General features: G+C 58.1%; 22 protein-coding genes and 1 pseudogene. 11 read left to right on the top strand and 12 right to left on the bottom strand.

All coding sequences use genetic code 11. The annotated features are described in order from the left end of the window. The coding region (locus QP934_RS08995) for a (Fe-S)-binding protein (protein ID WP_419127358.1) at nucleotides 1-2205 on the bottom strand (2205 nt) is incomplete at its 3' end. Between the two features lie 250 nt (nucleotides 2206-2455). Between QP934_RS08995 and QP934_RS08990 the strand changes: the two genes are divergently transcribed. Genes QP934_RS08990 through QP934_RS08980 form a run of 3 tightly spaced genes read left to right on the top strand, consistent with a single transcriptional unit; the run spans nucleotide 2456 to nucleotide 4078 of the window. Then, nucleotides 2456-3031: a DUF6230 family protein gene (locus QP934_RS08990; protein WP_049378970.1), complete on the top strand. Its 576-nt coding sequence runs from the start codon at nucleotides 2456-2458 to the stop codon at nucleotides 3029-3031. After that, nucleotides 3021-3488 (top strand): DUF6114 domain-containing protein, encoded by a 468-nt coding sequence (locus QP934_RS08985; protein WP_239191739.1) that lies wholly within the window; start codon nucleotides 3021-3023, stop codon nucleotides 3486-3488. The genes QP934_RS08990 and QP934_RS08985 overlap by 11 nt, the downstream gene beginning before the upstream one ends. Next, complete coding sequence (locus QP934_RS08980) at nucleotides 3485-4078, top strand: hypothetical protein (protein WP_239191736.1); 594 nt, start codon at nucleotides 3485-3487, stop codon at nucleotides 4076-4078. Before QP934_RS08985 ends, QP934_RS08980 begins: the two co-directional genes overlap by 4 nt. Nucleotides 4079-4096: 18 nt before the next feature. Here the strand turns inward: QP934_RS08980 and QP934_RS08975 are convergent, their stop codons facing one another. The 5 genes from QP934_RS08975 to QP934_RS08955 form a co-directional block, all read right to left on the bottom strand. Then, nucleotides 4097-6034 carry an ABC transporter ATP-binding protein gene (locus QP934_RS08975; RefSeq protein ID WP_419127357.1) on the bottom strand — a complete coding sequence of 646 codons (1938 nt, stop codon included), beginning with the start codon at nucleotides 6032-6034 and terminating at the stop codon, nucleotides 4097-4099. Continuing rightward, entirely contained in the window at nucleotides 6034-7776 is a 1743-nt protein-coding gene (locus QP934_RS08970) for an ABC transporter ATP-binding protein (RefSeq protein WP_349822426.1), read from the bottom strand. Before QP934_RS08970 ends, QP934_RS08975 begins: the two co-directional genes overlap by 1 nt. 68 nt (nucleotides 7777-7844) lie before the next feature. Beyond that, nucleotides 7845-8426, bottom strand: a complete 582-nt coding sequence (locus tag QP934_RS08965) for a TetR/AcrR family transcriptional regulator (protein ID WP_284839516.1) — start codon at nucleotides 8424-8426, stop codon at nucleotides 7845-7847. 100 nt (nucleotides 8427-8526) lie between these two features. Beyond that, a complete protein-coding gene (locus QP934_RS08960; RefSeq protein WP_049378976.1) occupies nucleotides 8527-8784 on the bottom strand; it encodes a CBU_0592 family membrane protein in 258 nt (85 codons plus the stop codon). Between the two features lie 54 nt (nucleotides 8785-8838). After that, entirely contained in the window at nucleotides 8839-9099 is a 261-nt protein-coding gene (locus tag QP934_RS08955; protein WP_049378977.1) for a CBU_0592 family membrane protein, read from the bottom strand. A gap of 453 nt (nucleotides 9100-9552) precedes the next feature. On the opposite strand from QP934_RS08955, the gene QP934_RS08950 reads away from it, so the two are divergent. The 3 genes from QP934_RS08950 to QP934_RS08940 are packed head-to-tail and all read left to right on the top strand — an operon-like array spanning nucleotide 9553 to nucleotide 12256. Further along, nucleotides 9553-10050, top strand: coding sequence for a hypothetical protein (locus QP934_RS08950; RefSeq protein WP_419127356.1), 498 nt, complete (start codon nucleotides 9553-9555; stop codon nucleotides 10048-10050). Next, nucleotides 10050-11552 carry a molybdopterin-dependent oxidoreductase gene (locus QP934_RS08945; protein ID WP_284839240.1) on the top strand — a complete coding sequence of 501 codons (1503 nt, stop codon included), beginning with the start codon at nucleotides 10050-10052 and terminating at the stop codon, nucleotides 11550-11552. The genes QP934_RS08950 and QP934_RS08945 overlap by 1 nt, the downstream gene beginning before the upstream one ends. 8 nt (nucleotides 11553-11560) lie before the next feature. Then, entirely contained in the window at nucleotides 11561-12256 is a 696-nt protein-coding gene (locus tag QP934_RS08940; RefSeq protein ID WP_284839241.1) for a hypothetical protein, read from the top strand. 5 nt (nucleotides 12257-12261) lie between these two features. Here the strand turns inward: QP934_RS08940 and QP934_RS08935 are convergent, their stop codons facing one another. Beyond that, nucleotides 12262-12681, bottom strand: coding sequence for a methylenetetrahydrofolate--tRNA-(uracil-5-)-methyltransferase (locus QP934_RS08935; protein ID WP_239274219.1), 420 nt, complete (start codon nucleotides 12679-12681; stop codon nucleotides 12262-12264). A 172-nt stretch (nucleotides 12682-12853) separates the two neighbouring features. On the opposite strand from QP934_RS08935, the gene QP934_RS08930 reads away from it, so the two are divergent. Genes QP934_RS08930 through QP934_RS08920 form a run of 3 tightly spaced genes read left to right on the top strand, consistent with a single transcriptional unit; the run spans nucleotide 12854 to nucleotide 15821 of the window. Beyond that, nucleotides 12854-13639 carry a phosphoadenylyl-sulfate reductase gene (locus QP934_RS08930; RefSeq protein ID WP_284787811.1) on the top strand — a complete coding sequence of 262 codons (786 nt, stop codon included), beginning with the start codon at nucleotides 12854-12856 and terminating at the stop codon, nucleotides 13637-13639. Then, nucleotides 13639-14538 carry a sulfate adenylyltransferase subunit CysD gene (gene cysD / locus QP934_RS08925; protein ID WP_284839242.1) on the top strand — a complete coding sequence of 300 codons (900 nt, stop codon included), beginning with the start codon at nucleotides 13639-13641 and terminating at the stop codon, nucleotides 14536-14538. The genes QP934_RS08930 and cysD overlap by 1 nt, the downstream gene beginning before the upstream one ends. Next, nucleotides 14538-15821, top strand: coding sequence for a sulfate adenylyltransferase subunit 1 (locus QP934_RS08920; RefSeq protein WP_419127355.1), 1284 nt, complete (start codon nucleotides 14538-14540; stop codon nucleotides 15819-15821). The genes cysD and QP934_RS08920 overlap by 1 nt, the downstream gene beginning before the upstream one ends. Here the strand turns inward: QP934_RS08920 and QP934_RS08915 are convergent. The 5 genes and pseudogenes from QP934_RS08915 to QP934_RS08895 form a co-directional block, all read right to left on the bottom strand. Then, nucleotides 15818-16009, bottom strand: coding sequence for a hypothetical protein (locus QP934_RS08915; RefSeq protein WP_419127354.1), 192 nt, complete (start codon nucleotides 16007-16009; stop codon nucleotides 15818-15820). The two genes, QP934_RS08920 and QP934_RS08915, sit on opposite strands and share 4 nt — an antisense overlap. 198 nt (nucleotides 16010-16207) lie before the next feature. Further along, nucleotides 16208-16501: pseudogene (locus QP934_RS08910) on the bottom strand (LppP/LprE family lipoprotein); the annotation flags it as partial. A 27-nt stretch (nucleotides 16502-16528) separates the two neighbouring features. Beyond that, nucleotides 16529-16882, bottom strand: a complete 354-nt coding sequence (locus QP934_RS08905; RefSeq protein ID WP_419127353.1) for a hypothetical protein — start codon at nucleotides 16880-16882, stop codon at nucleotides 16529-16531. Next, nucleotides 16872-17639, bottom strand: a complete 768-nt coding sequence (locus QP934_RS08900) for a hypothetical protein (protein WP_419127352.1) — start codon at nucleotides 17637-17639, stop codon at nucleotides 16872-16874. Before QP934_RS08900 ends, QP934_RS08905 begins: the two co-directional genes overlap by 11 nt. A 75-nt stretch (nucleotides 17640-17714) precedes the next feature. Then, on the bottom strand, nucleotides 17715-18725 hold the full coding sequence (locus QP934_RS08895) for a hypothetical protein (RefSeq protein WP_419127351.1): 1011 nt from the start codon (nucleotides 18723-18725) through the stop codon (nucleotides 17715-17717). 334 nt (nucleotides 18726-19059) lie between these two features. Here QP934_RS08895 and QP934_RS08890 point away from each other — a divergent pair, with 334 nt between their 5' ends. Continuing rightward, a complete protein-coding gene (locus QP934_RS08890) occupies nucleotides 19060-20088 on the top strand; it encodes a hypothetical protein (protein WP_419127350.1) in 1029 nt (342 codons plus the stop codon). Nucleotides 20089-20111: 23 nt separating this feature from the next. Then, entirely contained in the window at nucleotides 20112-20702 is a 591-nt protein-coding gene (locus QP934_RS08885) for a nucleosidase (RefSeq protein WP_049378987.1), read from the top strand. Nucleotides 20703-20741 lie beyond the last annotated feature (39 nt).

The following is a 20741-nucleotide window of genomic DNA, read 5'->3' as shown; positions in this document are numbered from 1 at the left end:
AGATGTGTATAAGAGACAGGCGGGGGCTGGCGCTGGTGCCGATGCAGCCGGGGTGTGGGTGGTGTTTGGGGTGGCGGAAGTGGGGGCGTCGGCAAGCGGGGTTTCTTTGGCGCCGGCCGACTTTTGGTGGCGCACCGGGGTAGCAAGGAACGCCTTGGGGCGGGGCTCCGGGAGGGTGCCGGACTCGTCGAGGGAGATTGAATTGCGCAGCATAACCGCCACGTCATTGACCTTGGTGGCGGGGGTGGAATCCTGCGCCAAGGACTTCACCCCGCCGGTCATCATGACATTGCAGAAGGGGCAGCCGGTGGCAATTTCTTCTGCGCCGGTCTCTAGGGCCTGCTCGGTGCGGAAGTCATTAATGCGGGTGCCGAGCTTTTCCTCCATGAACATGCGGGCGCCGCCGGCGCCACAGCAGAAGGCTTCATCGCGGTTCTTGTCCATCTCGCGCAGCTCCACGCCGGTGGCCTCGAGCAGCTCGCGCGGAGGATCGAAGACCTTATTGTGGCGGCCGAGGAAGCAAGGATCGTGGTAGGTAATGGGCTTGCGATTCTCCGGTGTGCGCGGCACCGGCTTGAGCAAGCCCTCGCGGACCAGGCGGTTGAGCAGCTGGGTGTGGTGGAAGACGTCGAAGTGCCCGTCAAAGTCCGGGTATTCGTTGCGGATGGTGTTAAAGCAGTGTGGGCAGGTGGTGATGATCTTGCGCTGGCCCTCCGGGACGCCGTCGAAGGCATTGTTGAGGGTCTCTACGTTTTGCTGCGCCATCATCTGGAAGAGGAACTCGTTGCCGGCGCGGCGGGCAGGGTCACCCGTACAGGTCTCACCCGTGGAGAGCACGCCAAACTTCACACCAGCGGTATGCAGCAGGTCTACAACGGCGCGGGTGGTGCGGCGGCCATCGTCATCATAAGCGCCAGCGCAGCCCACCCAGAGCAGGTATTCCATATCGGAGAAATCGGCCTCGTCTTCACCGATGATGGGGACGTCGATGCCATCGGCGCGGGCCTCATCGATCCAGGCGCGGCGCTCAGAATTATTTCGGCCCCACGGGTTGCCCTTGTTTTCTATATTCTTGAACAGGCCGGTGAGCTCGGACGGGAAGTCCGATTCCGCAAGCACCTTAAAGCGGCGCAGGTCCGCGATGTGGTCGATGTGCTCAATATCGGTAGGACATTGATCCACGCACGCACCGCAGTTGGTACAAGACCACAGCACGTCATCATCGATAACGCCGGCCATGGACAGCACATCTAGGCCTTCGTGTGGGTTGTAGTTATCCAGTGCGCCCTGACGCAGGTCCATCATGACCTTTTTGGGGCTCAGCGGTTTCTCGGTATTCCATGCAGGGCATAGTTCTTGGCAGCGGCCACATTCGGTACACGAGGTGGAATCCAGCAGCATTTTCCAGCTACCCGGGGTGATGTCTTCTTCCAAGTCCGGGGTGGGTAAAGACTGCAGGGCCTTCTCACCGGTGGCATTGCGCTGGAAAAAGATATTGAAGAAGCTGGTGAAGCGGTGCCACATCACGCCCCACTGGAAATTGCGGGAAATGAAGACGATAAACAGCATGCCGGATAGCAGCTTGAACAGGGCGAAAAAGCTCACTAGGGCCGGGGATTCGGGGAAGAGCTTGGCCAAGTGGACGCTCAAGAAATCCGCCCAGGCGGAGCCGCCGCCGTAGGTGGCGATCTTGGTGGACTTCACCAAGATCATGCCGAGTCCCTCAGAAAAGACGATGAACTCTACCCAGCGCGCCGAGGCGGTTTGGGAATTGAAGAAGCGGCTGCCGCGTTCGGTATCGCCGAGCTTGAGGCGCACGCTGATGAGGAAGCCGATGCCTAGGACCGTCGCGATGCCCAAGATTTCCTCAACGAAGTGGTAGACCGGCCAGTGGCTGAGCCACGGCCAGCCCTTATTGGGTGCGAAGGTTTGGATATAGGCCTCAAACCACACCAGGATGCCGAAGAGGAAGCCCACCATCACCAGCCAGTGGGCGGCATTGACCAGAGGCTTACCCTTGAAGTGGGAATGGCCAAAGACTTCCGCAATAACGCGCCATAAACGCTTGCCTATATTATCGGTGCGCTTGAGCTGGCTAGGTCCGCCGGAGCGGATGAATTTGAAGAGGGCCCATACGCGGGTGAAAAAGTACAGCCACACCGGAATCGATGCGGCTATAGCTATCCAACCGAACACGGTGGTCATGCGTGCTCCTTTAATACTGATGCTCCACGTTGCTATCTACCTTAAAGCCTTGGGGTGAAAATCCCAGAGTCTGCATTCAGTGCGGTGCTGCGGCGGGGTGGGCTGTACACTGTCAAGATGAGAAACTCGGTCGCCATATTCTTTTAAACGTGCTGTATACGGCGGCGGAGTATAGCCAGTGCTGGTGGCCGCAGCGTGGCCCAACCTGGCAAGAAGAGAACCTAGACCGCCGCAGAAAGGGCAGACCACCATGGGTAAGACAAATATCACCAAGGCCGCGGTGGCCTTGACCGCAGGCCTTGCTGCCTTTGGTGTCACCGGATTTGCCGTGGCGCAGGGCGGTTTGACAGCAAACCTGGCCCTTTCCGGTAGCTTCTTTAAAATCACCATGGGGCACTTGGACGGAGAAGGCTTTTCGCTTTTTGTTGATGACGATCAAAAGGGCGAAGAACACCTTCCCGTTGCCCGTATCAAGCTGGACCACGCGAAGGTCTCTGATCTTTGTCTTTCGGTGACTGTCCCCAAGGTGCCCGGCGTGGGTGAGGCGACACTCGCGCTCAAGGCTGAGGGTGAGGGCAGTACAGAGTCCGATAGCCTGCTGGTCGGTGCGACCGACGTGGATGGTTCCTTGGTGATGCAGGATGTCAACGTGGGCATCGATGCGAATCAGCTCAGCGATACCGCCGATCCTGGCGCCTGGGGTCTCTATTCCAAGCAAGTTTCCCTCAAGGCTGATGATGTGAAGGCCACCTCCGTGGGCGCGCAGCGCCTTTCTGCCAAGAATGTGGGAGTGACGGTGAGGAGGGGGTCCGATAATGGCTGCTGAGTCCAGCACGGAAGAAACACAGACCCTCCCGGCGGCGGAGGCAACGGGCGAGGAGGAATCTAAGCCCAGCCTGTGGCAGCGCTTCCGCCGCTGGCGCAACGGCCGGCCCTTCTTTCCCGGACTGTTGCTCATCTTGTCCGGCATCATCATTGCCGCGCCGGCCTATATCACCATCCGGATCTCTGACCTTTTGGTCATGATCTCCACTATTTCTGGCGTATCTACGCTGCTTATCGGCGTCTTGCTAGCCATGTTCGGCCTTGGTGCGTGGTTCCAGCCGGCAACCTCGAATTATGTCGGGGTGCTAGGCATCATCGTGGCCATTATCGCCTTGCCGACGTCCAACTTGGGCGGCTTCATCATCGGCTCCCTGCTCGGCATCATTGGCGGGGCCTTTACCTTTGCGTGGCAGCCGGGGGAGCAAAAGCGCCGCACCAAGGAAGCAGCAGAGCAATGATGAGGGCGATGCCGCGGGCGGCGCGTAGCTGCTTGGCCGTACTCACCTGTGCCCTGGTGGTGGGTGGTGTGAGCGGTTCCGAACGGGTTAATGCGCAAGATGCCCCGGCGGTTCCGTACTTCAGTACCGTCTTCGCGGATAAGGTGACGCTGACGAAGAATGTCACCGTGTCCTTGGGCACTTTCCCCACCGCCAGCGGTGATGTGCGGGTTCTAGAGCTGAAGGGCGAGAACCTCGACATCGACAACCTTGGGATCACGCTGCCCGGCCGCTACGGCGATGGCATGTTGACTACGGGAGGGGATACCACCGAGGTACGCGGCGGACCGGTGACCATTATGGCTACCGAGCTCACAGCCACCCCGGCGGTGGGTAAGGTTTCTGCACCCCGGGCGGATATCGATTTAAGCCGCGACGATATCAATGCCGTGTTGGACAAACTTGGTGTTCCAGAGCCACACCCCGTCCCAGATGCGGAAGTGCCCGATGTAATCATGGAGCATCTTGAGCTGCGCGATGTCACCCTTGAGCTGGTAAACCTCAAGGGTGCTCACTTTAACGCGCCGACCGTGACGGTAGGGCTGGAATAGCTCACGGCCGGCGAAGACCTACCCTTGAGCGAACTGGGACTGATGTAGGCGCCAGTATGCGCCTTGGGCCGCAAGGAGATCGTCGTGCGAGCCTTGTTCCACGATGGTGCCGTTCTCCATGACGAGGATGAGGTCAGCATCGCGAATGGTGGACAAGCGGTGGGCAATGACGAAGGAGGTGCGGTCCGCGCGTAGCGCGTTCATCGCCTCTTGTACGAGGACTTCGGTACGGGTATCGACCGATGAGGTGGCCTCATCAAGGATGAGCAGCGCGGGCTGGGCCAAGAACGCGCGGGCAATGGTGATGAGCTGGCGCTCGCCGGCCGAGATAGCACCGCCGTCTTGGTCGATGATGGTGTCGTAGCCATCGGGCAGCGCGTGCACGAAGCGGTCCACATAGGTCGCCTTTGCCGCCGCAATGACTTCTTCGTCCGTCGCGTCCAAGCGACCGTAGCGGATGTTCTCCAGAATCGAGCCCTTGAAGAGCACGGCGTCCTGGAGCACCATGCCCACCTGGGAACGCAGGGTATGGCGAGGCATACGGGCGATATCGTGCCCATCAATGCGAATCTGACCGCTATCTAGCTCATAGAAGCGCATGAGTAGGTTGACCAGGGTGGTCTTGCCGGCGCCGGTGGGGCCGACAATAGCCGCGGTTTGGCCGGGCTCCACGCGCAGGTTGAGGCCAGTGATGAGCTTCTTATCCTCTGCGTAGGAGAAGCCAACGTCTTGGAACTCCACGAGTCCTTGGGCGCGGCCGGGAAGGTCTTCATCGATGGTGTCGGGGGCTTGCTCTTCGGCGTCGAGAAGCTCAAAGACGCGCTCGGCCGAGGCCACGCCGGACTGTACCTGCTGCATCATGCCGCCGAGCTGGCCTAACGGCTGATTGAACTCGCGGGAGTATTGGATGAAGGCAGTGGCAGCGCCCAGAGTCATGTGTCCATTGGCCACGCGCAGACCACCCAGGACCGCAATGGCCACATAAGACAGGTAGGACAGGAACTGCATGATGGGCATCATGATGCCGGACAGGAACTGAGCCTTAGCTGCGGAGCGGTAGAGCTCCTCGTTGCGCTTGTCGAATTCCTCCGTCATGGCCTCAGTACGGCCGAAGACGATGGCTAGGTCGTGGCCGGAGAAGGATTCTTCTACCTGGCCGTTGAGCTGGCCGGTGGAGCGCCATTGCATTGTGAACTGGCGCTGCGAGCGGCTGCCGATGATGCCGATAACTAGACCGGTAAGCGGCAGGGACAGGAGGGCGATGAGAGCGAGCTGCCACGAAACGCTGAACATCATGATGGTGATGCCAATGACCAGCAGCGCGTCATAAAACAGCTGCGATAGCGCCTCCTGCAGGGCCTGCTGCATGTTGTCGATGTCATTGGTGGTACGTGAGAGGATATCGCCGCGCTGCTGGGAATCAAAGTAGTTGAGAGGCAGCGCATTAATCTTCGCCTCCACGCGCTCGCGCAGGTCAAACACGATATCCATGCTTACCTTGTTGAGGATGGCTCCCTGCCACCACTGGAAGCCAGAGGAGACGATGTACATCGCGATCACGGTGATGATGAGCGTGCCCAGTCGGTTAAAATCGATGCCTTCACCGGGGACGAAGTCCATCGCGGAAGCCATATCCGCAAAGCGGTCCTGGCCCTCAGCGCGCATGCCCGCAATGGCTTGCTCGGCGGTGATATTAGAGGGCAGGTTGCGCGAAATGACGCCGGCAAAGATGACGTCCATGGCCTTGCCCATGATCTTCGGGGCTACCACGGCCAAGAAGATGCAGACTATGTTCATTGCCGCGACGGCCCATAGGTGGCGCTTGAAGGGAGCAAGCAGGGAGAAAAGGCGTTTGGTGGAGGGCCAGAAAGTCTTGGCCTGACGGGGTGCGGAGCCGCCCATCGGATCAAAACCGGTATCCGTGGACTCGGCGGTAGAGGTGGTGTTTTCAGTCATTAGTTTTCGCCCCCTGCCACACCGGCGGTTTCTTGGGAATCAACGATTTCTTGGTAGACCGCGCAGCGGCCCAGGAGTTCCTCGTGGGTGCCGCGGTCAACGATGCGGCCGGCGTCCAGCACCAGGATCTGGTCCGCATCGCGGATAGACGCTACGCGCTGGGCGACGATAATGCTGGTCACCGGCTTTTTGCGCTCGGCAAACGAGGCGCGCATTGCCGCCCGCACCTTGGCGTCGGTAGCCACGTCCAGCGCGGAGAAGGAATCATCAAAGAGGTAGATCAGAGGCTGGGCGACAAGCATGCGCGCGATGGACAGGCGCTGGCGCTGGCCGCCGGAGACATTCGTGCCGCCTTGAGATATGGGCATATCTAGGTCCTCAACGAAGTCAGCTTGGGCCACGCGCAGCGCCTCCCAGAGCTCTTCATCGGTGGCTTCGGGCCGTCCGAGGCGCAGGTTAGAGGCCACCGTGCCGCTAAATAGGTAGGCCTTTTGTGGAACCAGAGATACGCGCTGGACGATGTCCTGGCGGGCCAGGGAGGTGGTAGGGGTGGCGTCGATAAGCACCTGGCCCTCCGTCGGCACGTACAGGCGTGGGATGAGGGAAACCAGGGTGGTCTTGCCCGAGCCCGTTGAACCGATGATGGCGGTAGTGGTGCCGGGCTGAGCGGTAAAGGAAATGTCTTCTAGCACCGGTGCATCCGCACCGGCATAGGAAAAGCCCACGTTGCGAAATTTCACCGTGCCCACGCAGGCCTCCGGAGAGGTGGTGGAGCTGGGTGGAGTAATAGAGGGCTCGTGCTTGAGCACCTCGGTGATGCGGCGGGCACAGATAATGGCGCGCGGCAGCATCATCGCCATGAAGGTGCCCATCATGACCGCCGCCAGAATCTGGAGCAGGTACTGCAGGAATGCGGTGAGCGAGCCGACGTTGACCAAGCCCTCATCCACGCGATGGCCGCCGAACCACAGGACCGCGCCCGTAGCCACGTTGAGGATCACCGTAATGAGCGGGAACATCACCACGAAAAGCCGGCCGATGTTCAAGGACAGGCGGGTGATATTTTTATTTTCTTCGGTGAAGCGCTCGGACTCATAGGCCTCGCGCACGAAGGCGCGCACCACGCGGATGCCGGTGATCTGCTCGCGCAGGGTGCCATTGATGGAATCCAGCTTGTCCTGCATGGAACGGAAGAGCGGCATGAGGCGAGCAATGATAACGGAGATGGTACCGAGCAAAACCGCCACGGATACCCACACCAGCCAGGACAAGCCGGCGTCTTCGCGCACGGCCATGATGATGCCGCCGATGGACATGATGGGTGCGGTCACCATGAAGTTCAGCATCATCATGTAGACCATTTGCACCTGCTGGACGTCATTGGTGCCGCGGGTAATAAGCGTAGGTGTGCCAAAACGGCTCATGTCCTCAGTGGACAGGGAATTAACGTGGCGGAAGACCTCGCCGCGTAGATCTCGGCCGACGCCCATGGCGGTGCGGCTGCCGCACCAAACTGCGCCGATGGCGGTGATGACTTGGGCAAACGCGACGGCCAGCATGATGCCGCCGGTGCGCCAGATGAAGTCTACATCGCCCTGAGACACACCTTCATCGATGATCTTGGCATTAAGCGATGGAAGGTACAGCGTGGCAGCTGTTGACAAGGCCTGCAGGACAAGTACCGCGATGAAATACGGCGTATACGGCGCCGACCGTGTAATGAGAATGCGAACCAGATCCATGGACTCGCGCCCCTTTCCTTGCCGTGGCTGGGTAGCCGTGCAAGTTTATACCGGTGGTGGGTGGGGCGCTAGTGCGATGCGCAGCGATAAATAAAGGACGCTGGTGGCGTGAGGCGTTCGACCGCGAGCGCAATGCGCTGCGTGGAGGTTTCGCCAACGTGCATGGAGTGGTGCAGGATTGCTCCTTCGTACAGCGCATCTAGGGCCAAGGTAGTGGCCTCGTCGAAATACTTGCGCATCACGTCCTGGCATGCTTGAGTCCACTCCAGAAGGATCATTCGGTGCCGAGGCCGGCGAAGGGAAAGAGCATATAGTTCGCTCCCCAAGATAGTATCGGTGCGGGAGCCAGCTGTAGAGGACAGCATAGATACAGTTGCGGCGCGGGCTTCCTCCAAAGTGGTTACGTCTTCATAGAAGGATTGGAACTGTATCACCGATCGCTGAGTGAATTCCTTGAAGGCAGCGTTGATGAGCCCGTCTTTGTCATTAAAGTAATAAGCGATAGAACCTAGCGCGACGTGAGCTTCGGCAGCGACAGTTCTTAGCGAAAGTCCGGCCACGCCTTCTCGGGTTATCGTGTTCAGCGCAGCGCTGAGAATTATTTCTCGGCGCTGGGGCTGTACATGCTGTGACTGATCTTGGGTAGGCATCTTACTCCCAACTTTCGACGATCTTTTAGTCTAGCCCTTTACCCGCTTGGCTTGGGGCGAACCGTCGTACCCGCTGGCGTAAGAATTCTGAGATTCGTTCTTAAGCGTGAGGCTTAGCGTTCTTTTTAGTGAATATCTTCCACAGGCCAAAGAGCGCCACAATAGCCCAGACAAACTCGACGATGAACAATCCCGGGTTGAACGGGGAGATGGCAGTGTAGACAAAGCCAGTGGCACCCAGGAAATTAAGAGATTGGTATAACGGTGAGTCGGCGGTAACTACTCGGAAGTTTAGGAGACCGTAGGCAACGACGAAGAGGATGCCAGCAATGATGCCGATTTCAAAGGCGAAAGTCATGAGTTAAGGTTCTTTCTTTTAGAAGCGGTGGGGCAGGAAAGGAATGTGAGCAGGTTAGCGTTGTGCCTGCTGCTTCTTACGGTCGAGATAGATTCGGATGATTCCGTACAGACCAAAAAGAGACCAGATGAGCTCGGTGAAGAATACACCGGCGTTGAATGGGTTGGCGGCTGAGGCTGCTAGAAAGCCAGCACCGATGAAGTTTAGGATTTGGTACGGATAGTCCTCGACTGTCCATTTGTCCAAGTTCAGCATTGCGAATGCAAAAAGGAGAGCAACAGAGGCGATGAGGCCAAAAATGACCATGGCAGACATGGCTATGTCCTTTCATTAAAGACGTGGAAGATGACAAAGTATCGATGCATCTCCGGTGCATTTCTGCCTATGTTGCGCGTAGCGAAGGGGGCGCTATAGGGATGCAGAACTTAGCGTGCTGCTCGATAGGCTTCAGTTAAGCACTATAGGAGTTTGCCGTTAAATGCCAGAAAGAGCGCTCATGTGAACACCTGTATAAATCGCAGGTAGTTCATTTCTAAGACACTTGAACGAATGTCCAAACTCGTTCTTTAAGCGCCGTTGGGGTTAACTAGGCAGCGAGGCCTGATTTCAGCATTGTGTTTCTCCGGTGAGCTGATAAGCAGGCCACCGAAACAGGTGGTGGTAGCGAGCCGCCTGACAGTACACAAGCTTGAGCGTCTAATCTCTGGGAAACTTGCGCATAGAAATGTGGTTCTCTGGAGCGGCGCGATAGAGAGGACATTCGCTGCTATGTCGGGCATACCACAATCGGCTGACCCAAATCTTCATGACATAAATCTGCACGTGAAACCAGGTAAAGAACGTGCGCCCTTTTTTCGCTATATCCGAATTAACCTACCGCGACTTACGCGCGTTTTAATCGTAGCCTTAATGGCTTTGCAGGCTGTACTAGCTTTCTACGTTGCGCGTACCGACTTCGATATTTTCCCTGGACAGGAACTAGTGCTCTACACAATTGTTGCACTGGACGCACTCTTTGTGGTGATGGGAGCGGTGACGCGTTGGCGCGTGTGGGATTTTGGTCTTATTCCAGCTGTAGGAGCTGTGGTCATCTTTATCGGTGCGATGGCGGGGACACCGCCGTGGGTCTGGAACGGAGCCGATATTCAGCTTGCCGCTGCGTGGAATACCACTGCATTTTGTGGCATTGCCTATGTGCTGCTGTATTGGGCCATGAATTATGGCGTAATTGCGGCGTACCCCGATGATCAAGGATTTGAGGACTGATGATGCTGACTGAATTTCCTGTTTGGCTGCGTATCGAGCACTTCGTCAACATTCTGTTTGTTACTTTGTTCATCCGTAGCGGCGTCGAAATTTTGGGAACTTTTCCCAAACTACATCGCTCCATTCACACTCCTATTGGCAAGCAATGGGCCCAGTTTTCTATTAAGCAGAAGCGCAAGCGCAAGTACTTTCCGGTATCGGGAGAGTACGAAAACTATAGTCCCATCGTTTCGCTTCCGGGCTATGGAGCGCTAGGTCAAGGGCGGTATTGGCACTTCATTTCTGTCATGGGGTGGATGCTATTACTTGTAATTTATTGGGGTCTCTTGCTCATAACAGGTCAATGGCGTCGTTATTGGCCGGAGAGCTGGGGTGTATTCGGCCAAGCGTGGGATGACCTAGTGCATTATCTGGGTTTTCAAATTCCAGAAGCTATGGATGGCTATGCGTTTAATGCGATCCAGCAGCTCTCCTACGGATTTGTGGTTCTCGTTCTCCCACTGTGGATGATCGTTACCGGCATGTTCCAATCGCCGGCGATTAATAACCACTTTCCGCGCCTTTCTAAAGCAATGGGTGGGCGGCAAGTAATTAGGACCCTACATTTTTGGGGCCTTATTGCCTATCTCCTATTCATCGTTATCCACGTAGGAATGGTGATCATGCATGGCTATGGGCATGAAGTATCAAAGATGGTCTTCGGGCACAGCGACAAGCCAGTGGCTGGCGGAATTCTTTTCACCCTAGGACTACTGCTTATTGTGTTTGTCCATATCTGGGCTACGAAGACCTCTTTGGAGCGTCCGGCAGTGGTTGCCAAACTGCACAACATAGTCGTGCGCCCCTTCACCCGTTTTCTACGTAGCAAGGCGTATTCGCGGCAGCGTGGCGTGTATGCGGATGCTGAAGTTACCAAGGCCCCTCATCACCGTGCTTCAGGAATGCCTCCAGGGACCGAAGAATACATGGCTCTTGTCTGCAATGATTTTGAAAAGGACTATGTTCTGGAGATCGGTGGCTTAGTAGAAAAGCCAATGCGGCTTAATCTAGAAGATCTTCGCCGTCTGTCCGCGGGGCACTCGCAGAATACGGTGCATCATTGTGTCCAGGGATTTACCTCTTTGGGTAAATGGGAAGGTGTCCCTCTCGCGCAGCTATTAGATCTGGTCAGACCTTTGGAGGGCGCATCGGACGTTGTAGTTCACAGTTTCCAGAATATGACCCGCGATGATGATAACTACAACGGTTCGTACTACTACGAATCTATGCCGATGGTGGAGGCACGTCAGCCCGAAACACTAATCGCTGTTGGATATGACGGGGGCGAAATCCCCATCAAAAATGGTGCACCGATGCGTCTTCGCCTAGAGACTTCCACCGGTTTCCGGTCAGCAAAATGGCTTGACCGCATTGAAGTCGTCAACCGTTTCGACATCATAGGTAACGGACGTGGTGGCTTTTTTGAGGACACCGACAGCTATGACCGTCTACAGATGCTTTAGGAGTTGCAATGTCTCGATCCCTTTATGAAGATCTGTATTTGACTGCCGAACAGGTGCAGCGGGTACGCGATTATATTCGCCGGATCAATTTCCATCTTCCCGGTGCGACGAGTGCTGATTTTGAAGTTAATCCGCACGCGCGATATTTGGGGTACATGTTCCAGTTAGAAGATCTGGAATCTTATGGTGTGGGACTCCAGTGCACTGCCTCGGGGCTGGAACATCAGCGCACCTTTATTCGTATGTCTCGTGGTCAGCTGATGGGTCACGAAGATGCTCCCATGCTTCCTGTTAATGAACCCGTTCTCGCTGCGGAAACTATGACACTACACAGGCTCTATGAGCAGGAGGCTATTCCGCTGCGCCATGGAGAAGAAACTTATACCAGTGACGACGGGGCGCCTGGAGCTGATATGGATCTTGCAATGTTAGAGCATCAGCTGCGCGATATTATTGCTTTCCATAATGGAGAGCCCGTACCTGGTAATCAGGAAATTCTTGACTTACGCATTTACTGGGGGACGCTGCTAGCCGGCCGCTATCCCCGTCTACGGTACCTGCGGGAAGGGGGACGGTTATCTGAACCTCAAGCTGATCGCTTGAGTAGCTTTGAGGTTCATGTTGATTCTGTGGAAGATATTTTGATCTCGCTGGGGCTTGCTACTTTGAAGGATTTAAGTAAGCCTAAACGGGAAGACGGTTAGATCTGCTAAATCCCCACGTGAGCCAGCTGCGCGCGGGTGATGACGCTGCGCCAGTCTTCAAAATCCTGCAGTGGGGCGCATAGGCCTTCCCACGTGGTGACGGCCACGCCGCGAGCCTTGAGCTCCAGTATGAGTAGCTCGCGATTGCCAGAGGCGGCCAAGTGGTGGATTTCGTTCTGCGTGATGTCGCCGTCTGGTCCTACCCGCACGTTGCCGATAAGGCGCAAGCGGGGAGTGGTGCCGGGGCCGCAGTGGGATCCTGAGACGGCGTCGGAAAGCACGCCTGCGAGGCCAGCAAAGCGGCGGAGTAGACCGAATGGTGCGGTGCATTGGGTAATGAGGTCCACACACATGCCAGCGCTGATAAGCTTCTCGGCGGTGGATAGGGCTGCCGGGCCCTCCCCGATGATTGCTATACGCTGCATGAAAGTGCCTCCTTGTGCGGGGCGCGGACACCCGCAACAGACTGTCTTGTCTGTAAATCTAGTCCGCTTGGTACGGATTGGAAACTTTTTATTCGCACCTCCCGCCAAGCTCAGCGGCTTTTCGCGCACAATCTCCTGCACCGCCTTGGGGTTTTGCCTAATGTGTGACGGCATGAACCCAACGACGAACCTGCTGGACGGTGGCAAGAACTACCGCGACCCCAGCATCTCCCCGGAAGGCACGCGCGATACCGTGCCGCTGGACGCCGAGGTAGCCGCGCGCAACCAGCAATTGGTGGACCAGTGGGCGGATAAGCTTTATGACGCCTCAGCGGAAACCATTACCGAATGGGCCGCCGAGCACGCACCCGGCCGCTTGGCCGTGACCATGTCCATGGAAAATACGGTCTTGGCTGAACTCTCCCACCGTGCTGGGCTCGATGCAGACCTACTTTTCATCGATACCGGCTGGCACTTCCAGGAAACCCTGCAGGTAGCCGACGAGGTAGAAAAGCGCTACCCGGACCTCCCACTTGTTCGCGTGCTGCCTTTGCTCACCCCGGAAGAGCAAGACGAGGTGTACGGCCCGCGCCTTTATGCCCGCGATACTGCGGCCTATAACCGCATGCGCAAGGTCGAGCCGCTGAATATGGCGATGGATCCATATGCTGGCTGGGTCACCGGCCTGCGCCGCGCCGATTCCGAACACCGCGCCACCGCCCCGGCGCTGAGTTTGGACCGCACCGGCCGGTTGAAGATCTCTCCCATCATCACCTGGGATCTGGACGATACGGACCGCTATATCGAAGACAACGACCTCATCATCCACCCACTCACCCTGCAGGGATACCGCTCCATCGGCTGCGCCCCGCTGACCTTCCCGGTTGGTGAAGGCGACGATGCCCGGTCCGGGCGCGTATTTGCAGACGGCAAGACAGAATGCGGGTTACACGAATAATGAGCACACTTTCTCCACACTTAAAAGACCTAGAAAACGAATCCATCCACATCTTGCGCGAGGTGGCCGGGCAGTTCGACAAGGTAGGCATCCTCTTTTCCGGCGGCAAGGACTCCGTCGTTGTCTTCGAGCTAGCCCGCCGCGCCTTCGCCCCGGCCACGGTGCCGTTTGAGCTGCTCCATGTCGATACCGGCCACAACTTCCCCGAGGTCATCGATTTCCGCGACCGCCTCGTGGAAGAATCCGGCGCTCGCTTGCACGTCGCCCGCGTCCAGGACTGGATTGACCGCGGCGACCTCCAGGAGCGTCCCGATGGTACGCGCAACCCGCTGCAGTCCGTGCCGCTGGTAGAGACCATCGCCGAGCGTGAATATGACGCCGTCTGCGGTGGCGCTCGCCGCGATGAGGAGCGCGCCCGCGCCAAGGAGCGCATCTTCTCCATCCGCGATTCCTTCGGCGGGTGGGATCCCCGCCGCCAGCGCCCCGAGCTGTGGGACCTTTACAACGGCGGCAAGATGGCCGGCGAAAACGTCCGCGTCTTCCCCATCTCCAACTGGACCGAGTCCGATATTTGGGAATATATCGGCGCCCGCGAACTGGAGCTGCCCTCCATTTACTACTCGCATGAGCGCGAGGTATTCAAGCGCAATGGCATGTGGCTAGCGCCTGGTGAATGGGGTGGCCCGGCCGAGGGCGAGGCGCTGGAAACCCGCACCGTGCGCTACCGCACCGTGGGCGATATGTCCTGCACCGGCGCCGTGGAATCCACCGCGTCGACCCCGGACGAGGTGCTCGCGGAGATCTCCATTTCCACCCTTTCCGAGCGCGGCGCCACCCGCGCCGATGACAAACTTTCCGAGTCCGCCATGGAGGACCGCAAGAAGGAAGGCTACTTCTGATGACCACGACCCTCGCGCCGAATGTCGGCGCCCTTAAGCAACGCGATACCCTGCGCCTGTGCACCGCCGGCTCCGTTGATGACGGCAAGTCCACCTTCGTCGGCCGCCTGCTCTATGACACCAAGTCCGTGCTTGCAGACCAGGTGGAGTCCATGGAGCGCACCTCCACCGACCGCGGCTTCGACGGCATGGACCTTTCCTTGCTTGTTGACGGTCTGCGTGCCGAGCGCGAGCAGGGCATCACCATCGACGTGGCCTACCGCTACTTCGCCACGGATAAGCGCACCTTCATCCTCGCCGATACCCCCGGCCACGTGCAGTACACCCGCAATACGGTCACCGGCATGTCCACCTCCCAGGTGGTGGTGCTTCTTATCGACGCCCGCCATGGCGTTGTCGAACAAACCCGCCGCCACCTCAACGTCGCCGCGCTCTTGGGAGTGCGCCACGTGGTCCTCGCGGTGAACAAGATTGACCTGGTGGACTATGACGAGCAGGTTTTCCGCGATATCGAGTCCGAGTTCAACCAGATCGCCGCGCGCTTAGACATCACCGATACCACCGTCGTGCCGATTTCCGCGCTCAAGGGCGATAACGTGGTCGAGCGCTCCGCCACCATGGAGTGGTACACCGGCCCGACCGTCCTCGAGGTTCTCGAGACCGTCCCCGTGGCCACCGGCCGCGCCGATGAGCTGGATTTCCGTTTCCCCATCCAATACGTCATCCGCGAGCACGCCTCCGATTACCGCGGCTACGCCGGCCGCGTGAAGGCGGGGTCCATCTCGGTCGGCGATGAGGTTGGCCTTCCCGAGGGCCGCACCAGCGCCGTCACCCAGATCGACACTGCCGATGGCCCCGCCGACTCTGCCGCGGCCGGCGACTCCGTGACGCTCCTGCTTGCCGACGACATCGATCTCGCCCGCGGCGATCTCATCGCCGGCTCCCAACGCCCCGCGGCCACCCGCGAATTCGACGCCACCGTCGTAGGCCTGACCGAAAAGGACATCAAGCCCGGCCAGATGCTCAAGCTGCGCTACGGATCTTCCCTGGTTAAGGCCCGCGTCGCCGCTGTCACCCGCTCCCTGGATCTTGATGGCGTTTCCGATGTGGAAGATCCCGAGTCTGTCGCCATGAACGACATCGCCCACATCACCATCCAGACCCAAGCCGAGCTTCCCGTTGAGGACTACGCCGCCCGCGGCGCGGTGGGTAACTTCCTGCTCATCGATCAGTCCTCCGGCAACACGCTTGCCGCCGGCTTCGTGGGCCACCGCCTGCGCTAGTCGTTCTTCGCGCCGCTGTTGTTGCTCTTGTCGCCGCGCATCATAATGAGACCGGTGATACTGAGCAGCAGCGGCGAAGCTATGCCCAGCACGTTGGGTCCTTCGATGACTAGGCGCACGATCAGTAGGACAACCGCCGCCACCAGCGCGAAAGCCCCGAATTTCTGCTGAAACGTTTTCTCGCTCATTCCTATCTCTCCTTCGGCTACGTTGGGGCCACGATAACCACCTCTGGGCCCCCGCGAAAGCCCAGAACGCGGCCATTTCTTGGCTTCCCGCACCCCTTGAGGCTCCACCGCCGCTTGGCGTCACGCAGCGCGCAAAACAAGCACGTTTCGCCGCCAAACTGGTGACATTTTAGCGAAACGTGCTTGTTTTACATCGATCTACTGCATTGGTGGAACGTCACCCGACATAATGACCTTTTGCTGGGCCTCATCCCAGCGGAAGCCAGCTTGGGTAGTCCCTGAGCGGTTGGCATTTCCTTCGCCCTTACGCGGCCAGTGATAGGTCACCGCGATTTCGGAATCACTCACTCGTTCAATGGTGGGGGCGAAGCCATAGGGCTTGGCCGTTGCAGTGCCTAGGTATTCGCCATGGTTAAACAGCATGATGTGGAAGGGCGAAGAGCTGCTTCCTCCTTCAATCATCAGGGTCTCCCACGATAGGGAAGCGCAGGGGTCGTAGCCGGAGGAATCGAAAAGTTCTCAGCCGATGGTGCCCCACTGGGGCACTTGCGATACGTCCTGAGCAAAAGCGGACTGTGCATCACCAGAACCGCAAGAGGTGTCGGGGTCCGGTGAGGCTTCCGGTTTGGAACTGGGCTCTTCGTCATCTAAGAGGACGTTCGGTGGCACCGGACGGGTGGATTTCCCTTCCTTTGCAGCAGGGGTAGAGGATGTTTCTTCCTGCTGGGCAGCGTTGTCTTCTTTTGTTGTCGACATCGTCGCAGTGGCCAGCGAGGGTTCCTGTGGCGTGGATTCTGGAGATTCTGCAGTACAAGCGGTGAGGACTAGCCCTGCAAGCAAACTGCATACTGTCAGCGAGCGCTTAGGCATCATCCGCTGCCTTAAGTCCCATGGTTTTGCGAATGGACCAGATGAACTCGCCCAGTACGAGCAGGAGCGGAGTCGCGATAAGGGTCTTGATCATCGAGGCAGCGAAGTCAGCGGTTTTCGCTTCGAGGTTAGAAGAATCAAAAAGCAGGCTCATTGCGGTGGTGTCGCCAGCAGTGCTAGCTAGGGATAGGCCGCGAATACCGGCTATTATCCACATCAGCAACAGGATTCCCCAAATCACGCACCACATGATGGACTGGCATCGTTGGCGTGCGGGGGCGACCGGGAAAGAAAAATTGCTGAAGTCAACGGTGAATTGCTTTTTGGAGCTACTGAAACCGGTGTTATTAGAAGTAGCCTGCTGGCTAGCGGTGTGGGCAGGCCATCCCTGTTGTGGTTGCCGTGTATGTGCGGCGGTGTATCCGGGCGCCGGAGTGTAGGTGCCGGCTGCTTCCGAGGGTGGTGCTGCGTGCTTGGCTGCAGGGCTAGATGAATCAGCATCACTTGCAGCAGGTAGAGCTGCGATATCGCGGATGCGCGCGATATCTACCTCTGGGCCGGTGGGGTTGGAGAGTTCCTCGTCGTACTGGGTCCGGCGGTTCTTAACAGAGAAGATCTCCCGAGCAGTGGTGAGCTCGTCGCGGGCTGCCGTGTTTTCGGGGCTTAGTTGCGCCAGCTTGGTGTCGATTTCAGCTACCAGCTGGGAAGAGTCTGCGGAGGAGTCAAGGGAGAGAGAATCGTAGAGGTTGTAGTGATCCACCGGAAATCCTTTCTGGGGTAAATCGAGGGGTGAAAGATGTCGGAAGGAGAGTGGTAGGGAAGGAATGTAGGGGACCTAGCAGGGGTCGGAGAAGTCTCCGTCATCGTTCAGCGAACGAGCATTGCCGCCATACTGGGACTTAAGGGAACAGACCTTGTCTACGCTGTAGCCGGCGTCATAGTAGATGGCGTAGACGGATTTGCCGTCTACCGTCTCGCGAAGAGAGCTGCAGGCTCCGCCGTAAAGGATCTTGGAACCGGGGTATTTATTCTGGATGCGGGAGGTCTCAGTATATGGTTCTGGCCCATCGATCAGTGCGGATTCAACGATGAGGATATAGCGACCATCGCATTTGCCGTTCCAGTCGCCAGCCCACGCAAATTCGTCTGCTGCTGGGTCTTCTTCGGTTTCTTCGGCTTCCGTTGTGGTGTCGCCTTCATCGTTGCAGAGCGCAACTTTGTCAAGAAGGGGCAGCGGTGCTTTTGCATCCTCCAATTTGTCGCGGTCATAGCATCCGATAGAGGATGGCCAAGCTCTTCCATCTGTTTCGTATTTGTGCCAAGCATTGTCGGTCCAATAGAACAACGTGAAGTTTGACGTTCCGTCTTCTCCGGCAAAAAGCCATGAGTCATCGCAATACTCCTTAACTGGTCTAGTCAACGAGCTGAGCTTTTCCTCTGCGAAGTCATTGCACTTTTCGTATTTGGTAGGAGCATCCGCTGCGGCAGCGTTCTTGTCCTCGCCTTCGGACTTCTCTTCTGTAACTTCTTCGGACTCGGTTGAAGAAGCCTCTTCGGAGGCCGCTGAACCTGAAGGCGTAGAAGCCGGGTCTAAAAGAGTGGAGCCTGGGTCGTCTGTGGGATCGTGCTTAATTAGCAGCGCCCATGTGCCAGCGCCTACAAGGGCGAGAGCCGCCAGGACGGCTACCACAATTATGGCTAGGCGTTTGCCCTTGCCAGTGGATTTGGGATCTGGCTCCTGTGTAGGGGATGCAGGGGAGGGCGCGCCCCAGGTTTGTGTGCTGCCCGAGGAACCGGGGCTAGGGGAGGAAGGTTCCGGTCGGCCCCAAGCATTGTTATCAGTCAAGGGCTGGGCTCCTATGCGCGAGAGTGAAATATGACAGTGAAAGAGAATGGAAAGCTAAAAATCAATCCGCGTCATACTATAGGCATAGGAGTTGCATGAATTCTTCTCAATGGTGTCCTGAAGGGGTATTTTAAACAGATGGAAGAGTCATACGTGTAACTCGCAGGGATTAAGCTAGACATGCCTAGATGAATCTATATAAGCTATGAAGGCCGCCTAGGTGAGTTTGGGATAGGGAAAATGCCGAAAAAGTCTTGCTAGAAAACATTCATGCGGCACACAGGAAGGCGGGGCCCATTCTGCACGGTGGGCAATGTTCGGCTTAATCCCAAGCATGACCAAAAACTATTTCCCCGATGAGGGGGAGGAAGGAGCTCTCGTGGGCCTGGAGCGCAATCTCAATGCCGCGGAATTGCACGCGACCCGCAACCGGGTAAGCGTGTCCCCGGATCTCATCCGCCGCTTGGGCGGTGCGCTGGGATATCACGCAATTGAGGCTTTTGGCTCAGAGGCGCAGACGGAATTGAGCAAGGTCTTTGATTTGGGAGACATCATCGATTTGATGCTGCTTAGTCAGCTGCCGGAGATGGAGGTCGCGCCGGGAGTGGAGCAGCAGGTAGAGGGGGACGTCGCTAAGCAGCTGCTGCGGCGCATCAGCGCGGGGGATTATCTGACGCGCCAGCAGGTGCACGACCGCCTGCCGCGGGCGACGGTGATGTTGTACCGCATGGGGCATCCGCGTCTTTGGGCCTTTGCCGCCCGCCAGCGCCTGCCCCAGGACGCGGAAAGAGCCGTGCCGGATTCCTTCCACCGTGATATCACCGGCCCGTACACCACTCCGGAGGAAGCGTGGCTGGGCATGTACGTGGCCGATGCCACGCGGCTCGGAGAGCTCGACACGCAGGTAGAAGGTGCCGGGTTGGACGAAGATAGGCAGCAGCGCCTGCGTCTGGGCATGAGCTTGGCCGATACATACCGCCAAGTGTGGAGCTCCGCGCGCGGCCATTGGCGCGTTAGCCCCCAGACGCGCTATATCGTGCCTTCGCGTTTTGGCTATTGCCCCTTTGTCTTCCGCGTGGCCGAGGGCGGGTGGCGCCGCGATTCCTTCGAGGGGAGCCACGATCGCTTCATGGCCACGGAGGGCTATTGGATCGACGTGGAGCGCGAACGGCTCATTCACCTCGGCGCGCCAGACCCGCACGATGCTTGGCTGCCTACGGCGCGGGTCGCGGCCGAAGCACCGACGGAGGAAGACCTGGCCGTCGCCCGGGTGCTCAGCGGGAAAATCATTGCCCTTGGTGCCGGCCAGAAAAACATTACGATTCGCCTGCGTCAGAAGAACCGCACATTGAACTTTGACTAGGGCGGGCAGGTATTCTCGCAGGCATGGAGAATCTCAACGGACGCCCCCTTTTCGTCGCCGCTGTGGATGCGGAAGCCGCTCACATCCCGGAAGGCGAACCCCTGCTCATCACCGGAATCGGTACGGTTCCGGCGGCCATTGCGCTGACGGAAGCTCTTGCCGACGCCCGCGCTAACGGCGCCCTTCCCGATCGCGTGGTCAACATTGGCACGGCCGGCGCGCTTGTCGACGGCATGGCTGGCGTCTTCGAAGTGGACAAGGTCACCAAACATGACTTCAAGCTAGAAGTGCTTACCGATATCAACCGCTACCTGCTGCCAGAGGCCATCGAGCTCGAGACCTCCGGCCGCCTACCGGTGCGCGGACTGGCCACGGGCGACATGTTTGTCTCCGATACCGCCCTGCGCACCGAGCTGGCCAAGAAATCGCAGCTGTGCGACATGGAAGGCTATTCCATCGCCGCGGTATGCCAGCGCTTCGATGTGCCCTGCACCCTGCTTAAGCAGGTGTCCGATTCCGCCAATGAGGAATCCAAGGGCACCTGGGCCAACGTGCTTGACCGCGGTGCGCGCCAGCTTGCCTCGGCCGCTACGGACCTAGGCTTTCTGCGCTAAAAACTAAAAGCGCGCCGGGGAGGGCCGGCGCGCTGCTAG

Source organism: Corynebacterium sp. MSK122 (genome assembly GCF_030229435.2).
Classification (GTDB): Bacteria; Actinomycetota; Actinomycetes; order Mycobacteriales; family Mycobacteriaceae; genus Corynebacterium; species Corynebacterium marquesiae.
This window is presented reverse-complemented; position numbering and strand designations above follow the sequence as displayed.

Coding starts and splice junctions, on each gene's coding strand:
- QP934_RS08990 (WP_049378970.1), top strand. CDS start 2,456: ATGGGTAAGACAAATATCACCAAGGCCGCGGTGGCCTTGACCGCAGGC.
- QP934_RS08985 (WP_239191739.1), top strand. CDS start 3,021: ATGGCTGCTGAGTCCAGCACGGAAGAAACACAGACCCTCCCGGCGGCG.
- QP934_RS08980 (WP_239191736.1), top strand. CDS start 3,485: ATGATGAGGGCGATGCCGCGGGCGGCGCGTAGCTGCTTGGCCGTACTC.
- QP934_RS08975 (WP_419127357.1), bottom strand. CDS start 6,034: ATGACTGAAAACACCACCTCTACCGCCGAGTCCACGGATACCGGTTTT.
- QP934_RS08970 (WP_349822426.1), bottom strand. CDS start 7,776: ATGGATCTGGTTCGCATTCTCATTACACGGTCGGCGCCGTATACGCCG.
- QP934_RS08965 (WP_284839516.1), bottom strand. CDS start 8,426: ATGCCTACCCAAGATCAGTCACAGCATGTACAGCCCCAGCGCCGAGAA.
- QP934_RS08960 (WP_049378976.1), bottom strand. CDS start 8,784: ATGACTTTCGCCTTTGAAATCGGCATCATTGCTGGCATCCTCTTCGTC.
- QP934_RS08955 (WP_049378977.1), bottom strand. CDS start 9,099: ATGTCTGCCATGGTCATTTTTGGCCTCATCGCCTCTGTTGCTCTCCTT.
- QP934_RS08950 (WP_419127356.1), top strand. CDS start 9,553: ATGTCGGGCATACCACAATCGGCTGACCCAAATCTTCATGACATAAAT.
- QP934_RS08945 (WP_284839240.1), top strand. CDS start 10,050: ATGATGCTGACTGAATTTCCTGTTTGGCTGCGTATCGAGCACTTCGTC.
- QP934_RS08940 (WP_284839241.1), top strand. CDS start 11,561: ATGTCTCGATCCCTTTATGAAGATCTGTATTTGACTGCCGAACAGGTG.
- QP934_RS08935 (WP_239274219.1), bottom strand. CDS start 12,681: ATGCAGCGTATAGCAATCATCGGGGAGGGCCCGGCAGCCCTATCCACC.
- QP934_RS08930 (WP_284787811.1), top strand. CDS start 12,854: ATGAACCCAACGACGAACCTGCTGGACGGTGGCAAGAACTACCGCGAC.
- cysD (WP_284839242.1), top strand. CDS start 13,639: ATGAGCACACTTTCTCCACACTTAAAAGACCTAGAAAACGAATCCATC.
- QP934_RS08920 (WP_419127355.1), top strand. CDS start 14,538: ATGACCACGACCCTCGCGCCGAATGTCGGCGCCCTTAAGCAACGCGAT.
- QP934_RS08915 (WP_419127354.1), bottom strand. CDS start 16,009: ATGAGCGAGAAAACGTTTCAGCAGAAATTCGGGGCTTTCGCGCTGGTG.
- QP934_RS08905 (WP_419127353.1), bottom strand. CDS start 16,882: ATGATGCCTAAGCGCTCGCTGACAGTATGCAGTTTGCTTGCAGGGCTA.
- QP934_RS08890 (WP_419127350.1), top strand. CDS start 19,060: ATGACCAAAAACTATTTCCCCGATGAGGGGGAGGAAGGAGCTCTCGTG.
- QP934_RS08885 (WP_049378987.1), top strand. CDS start 20,112: ATGGAGAATCTCAACGGACGCCCCCTTTTCGTCGCCGCTGTGGATGCG.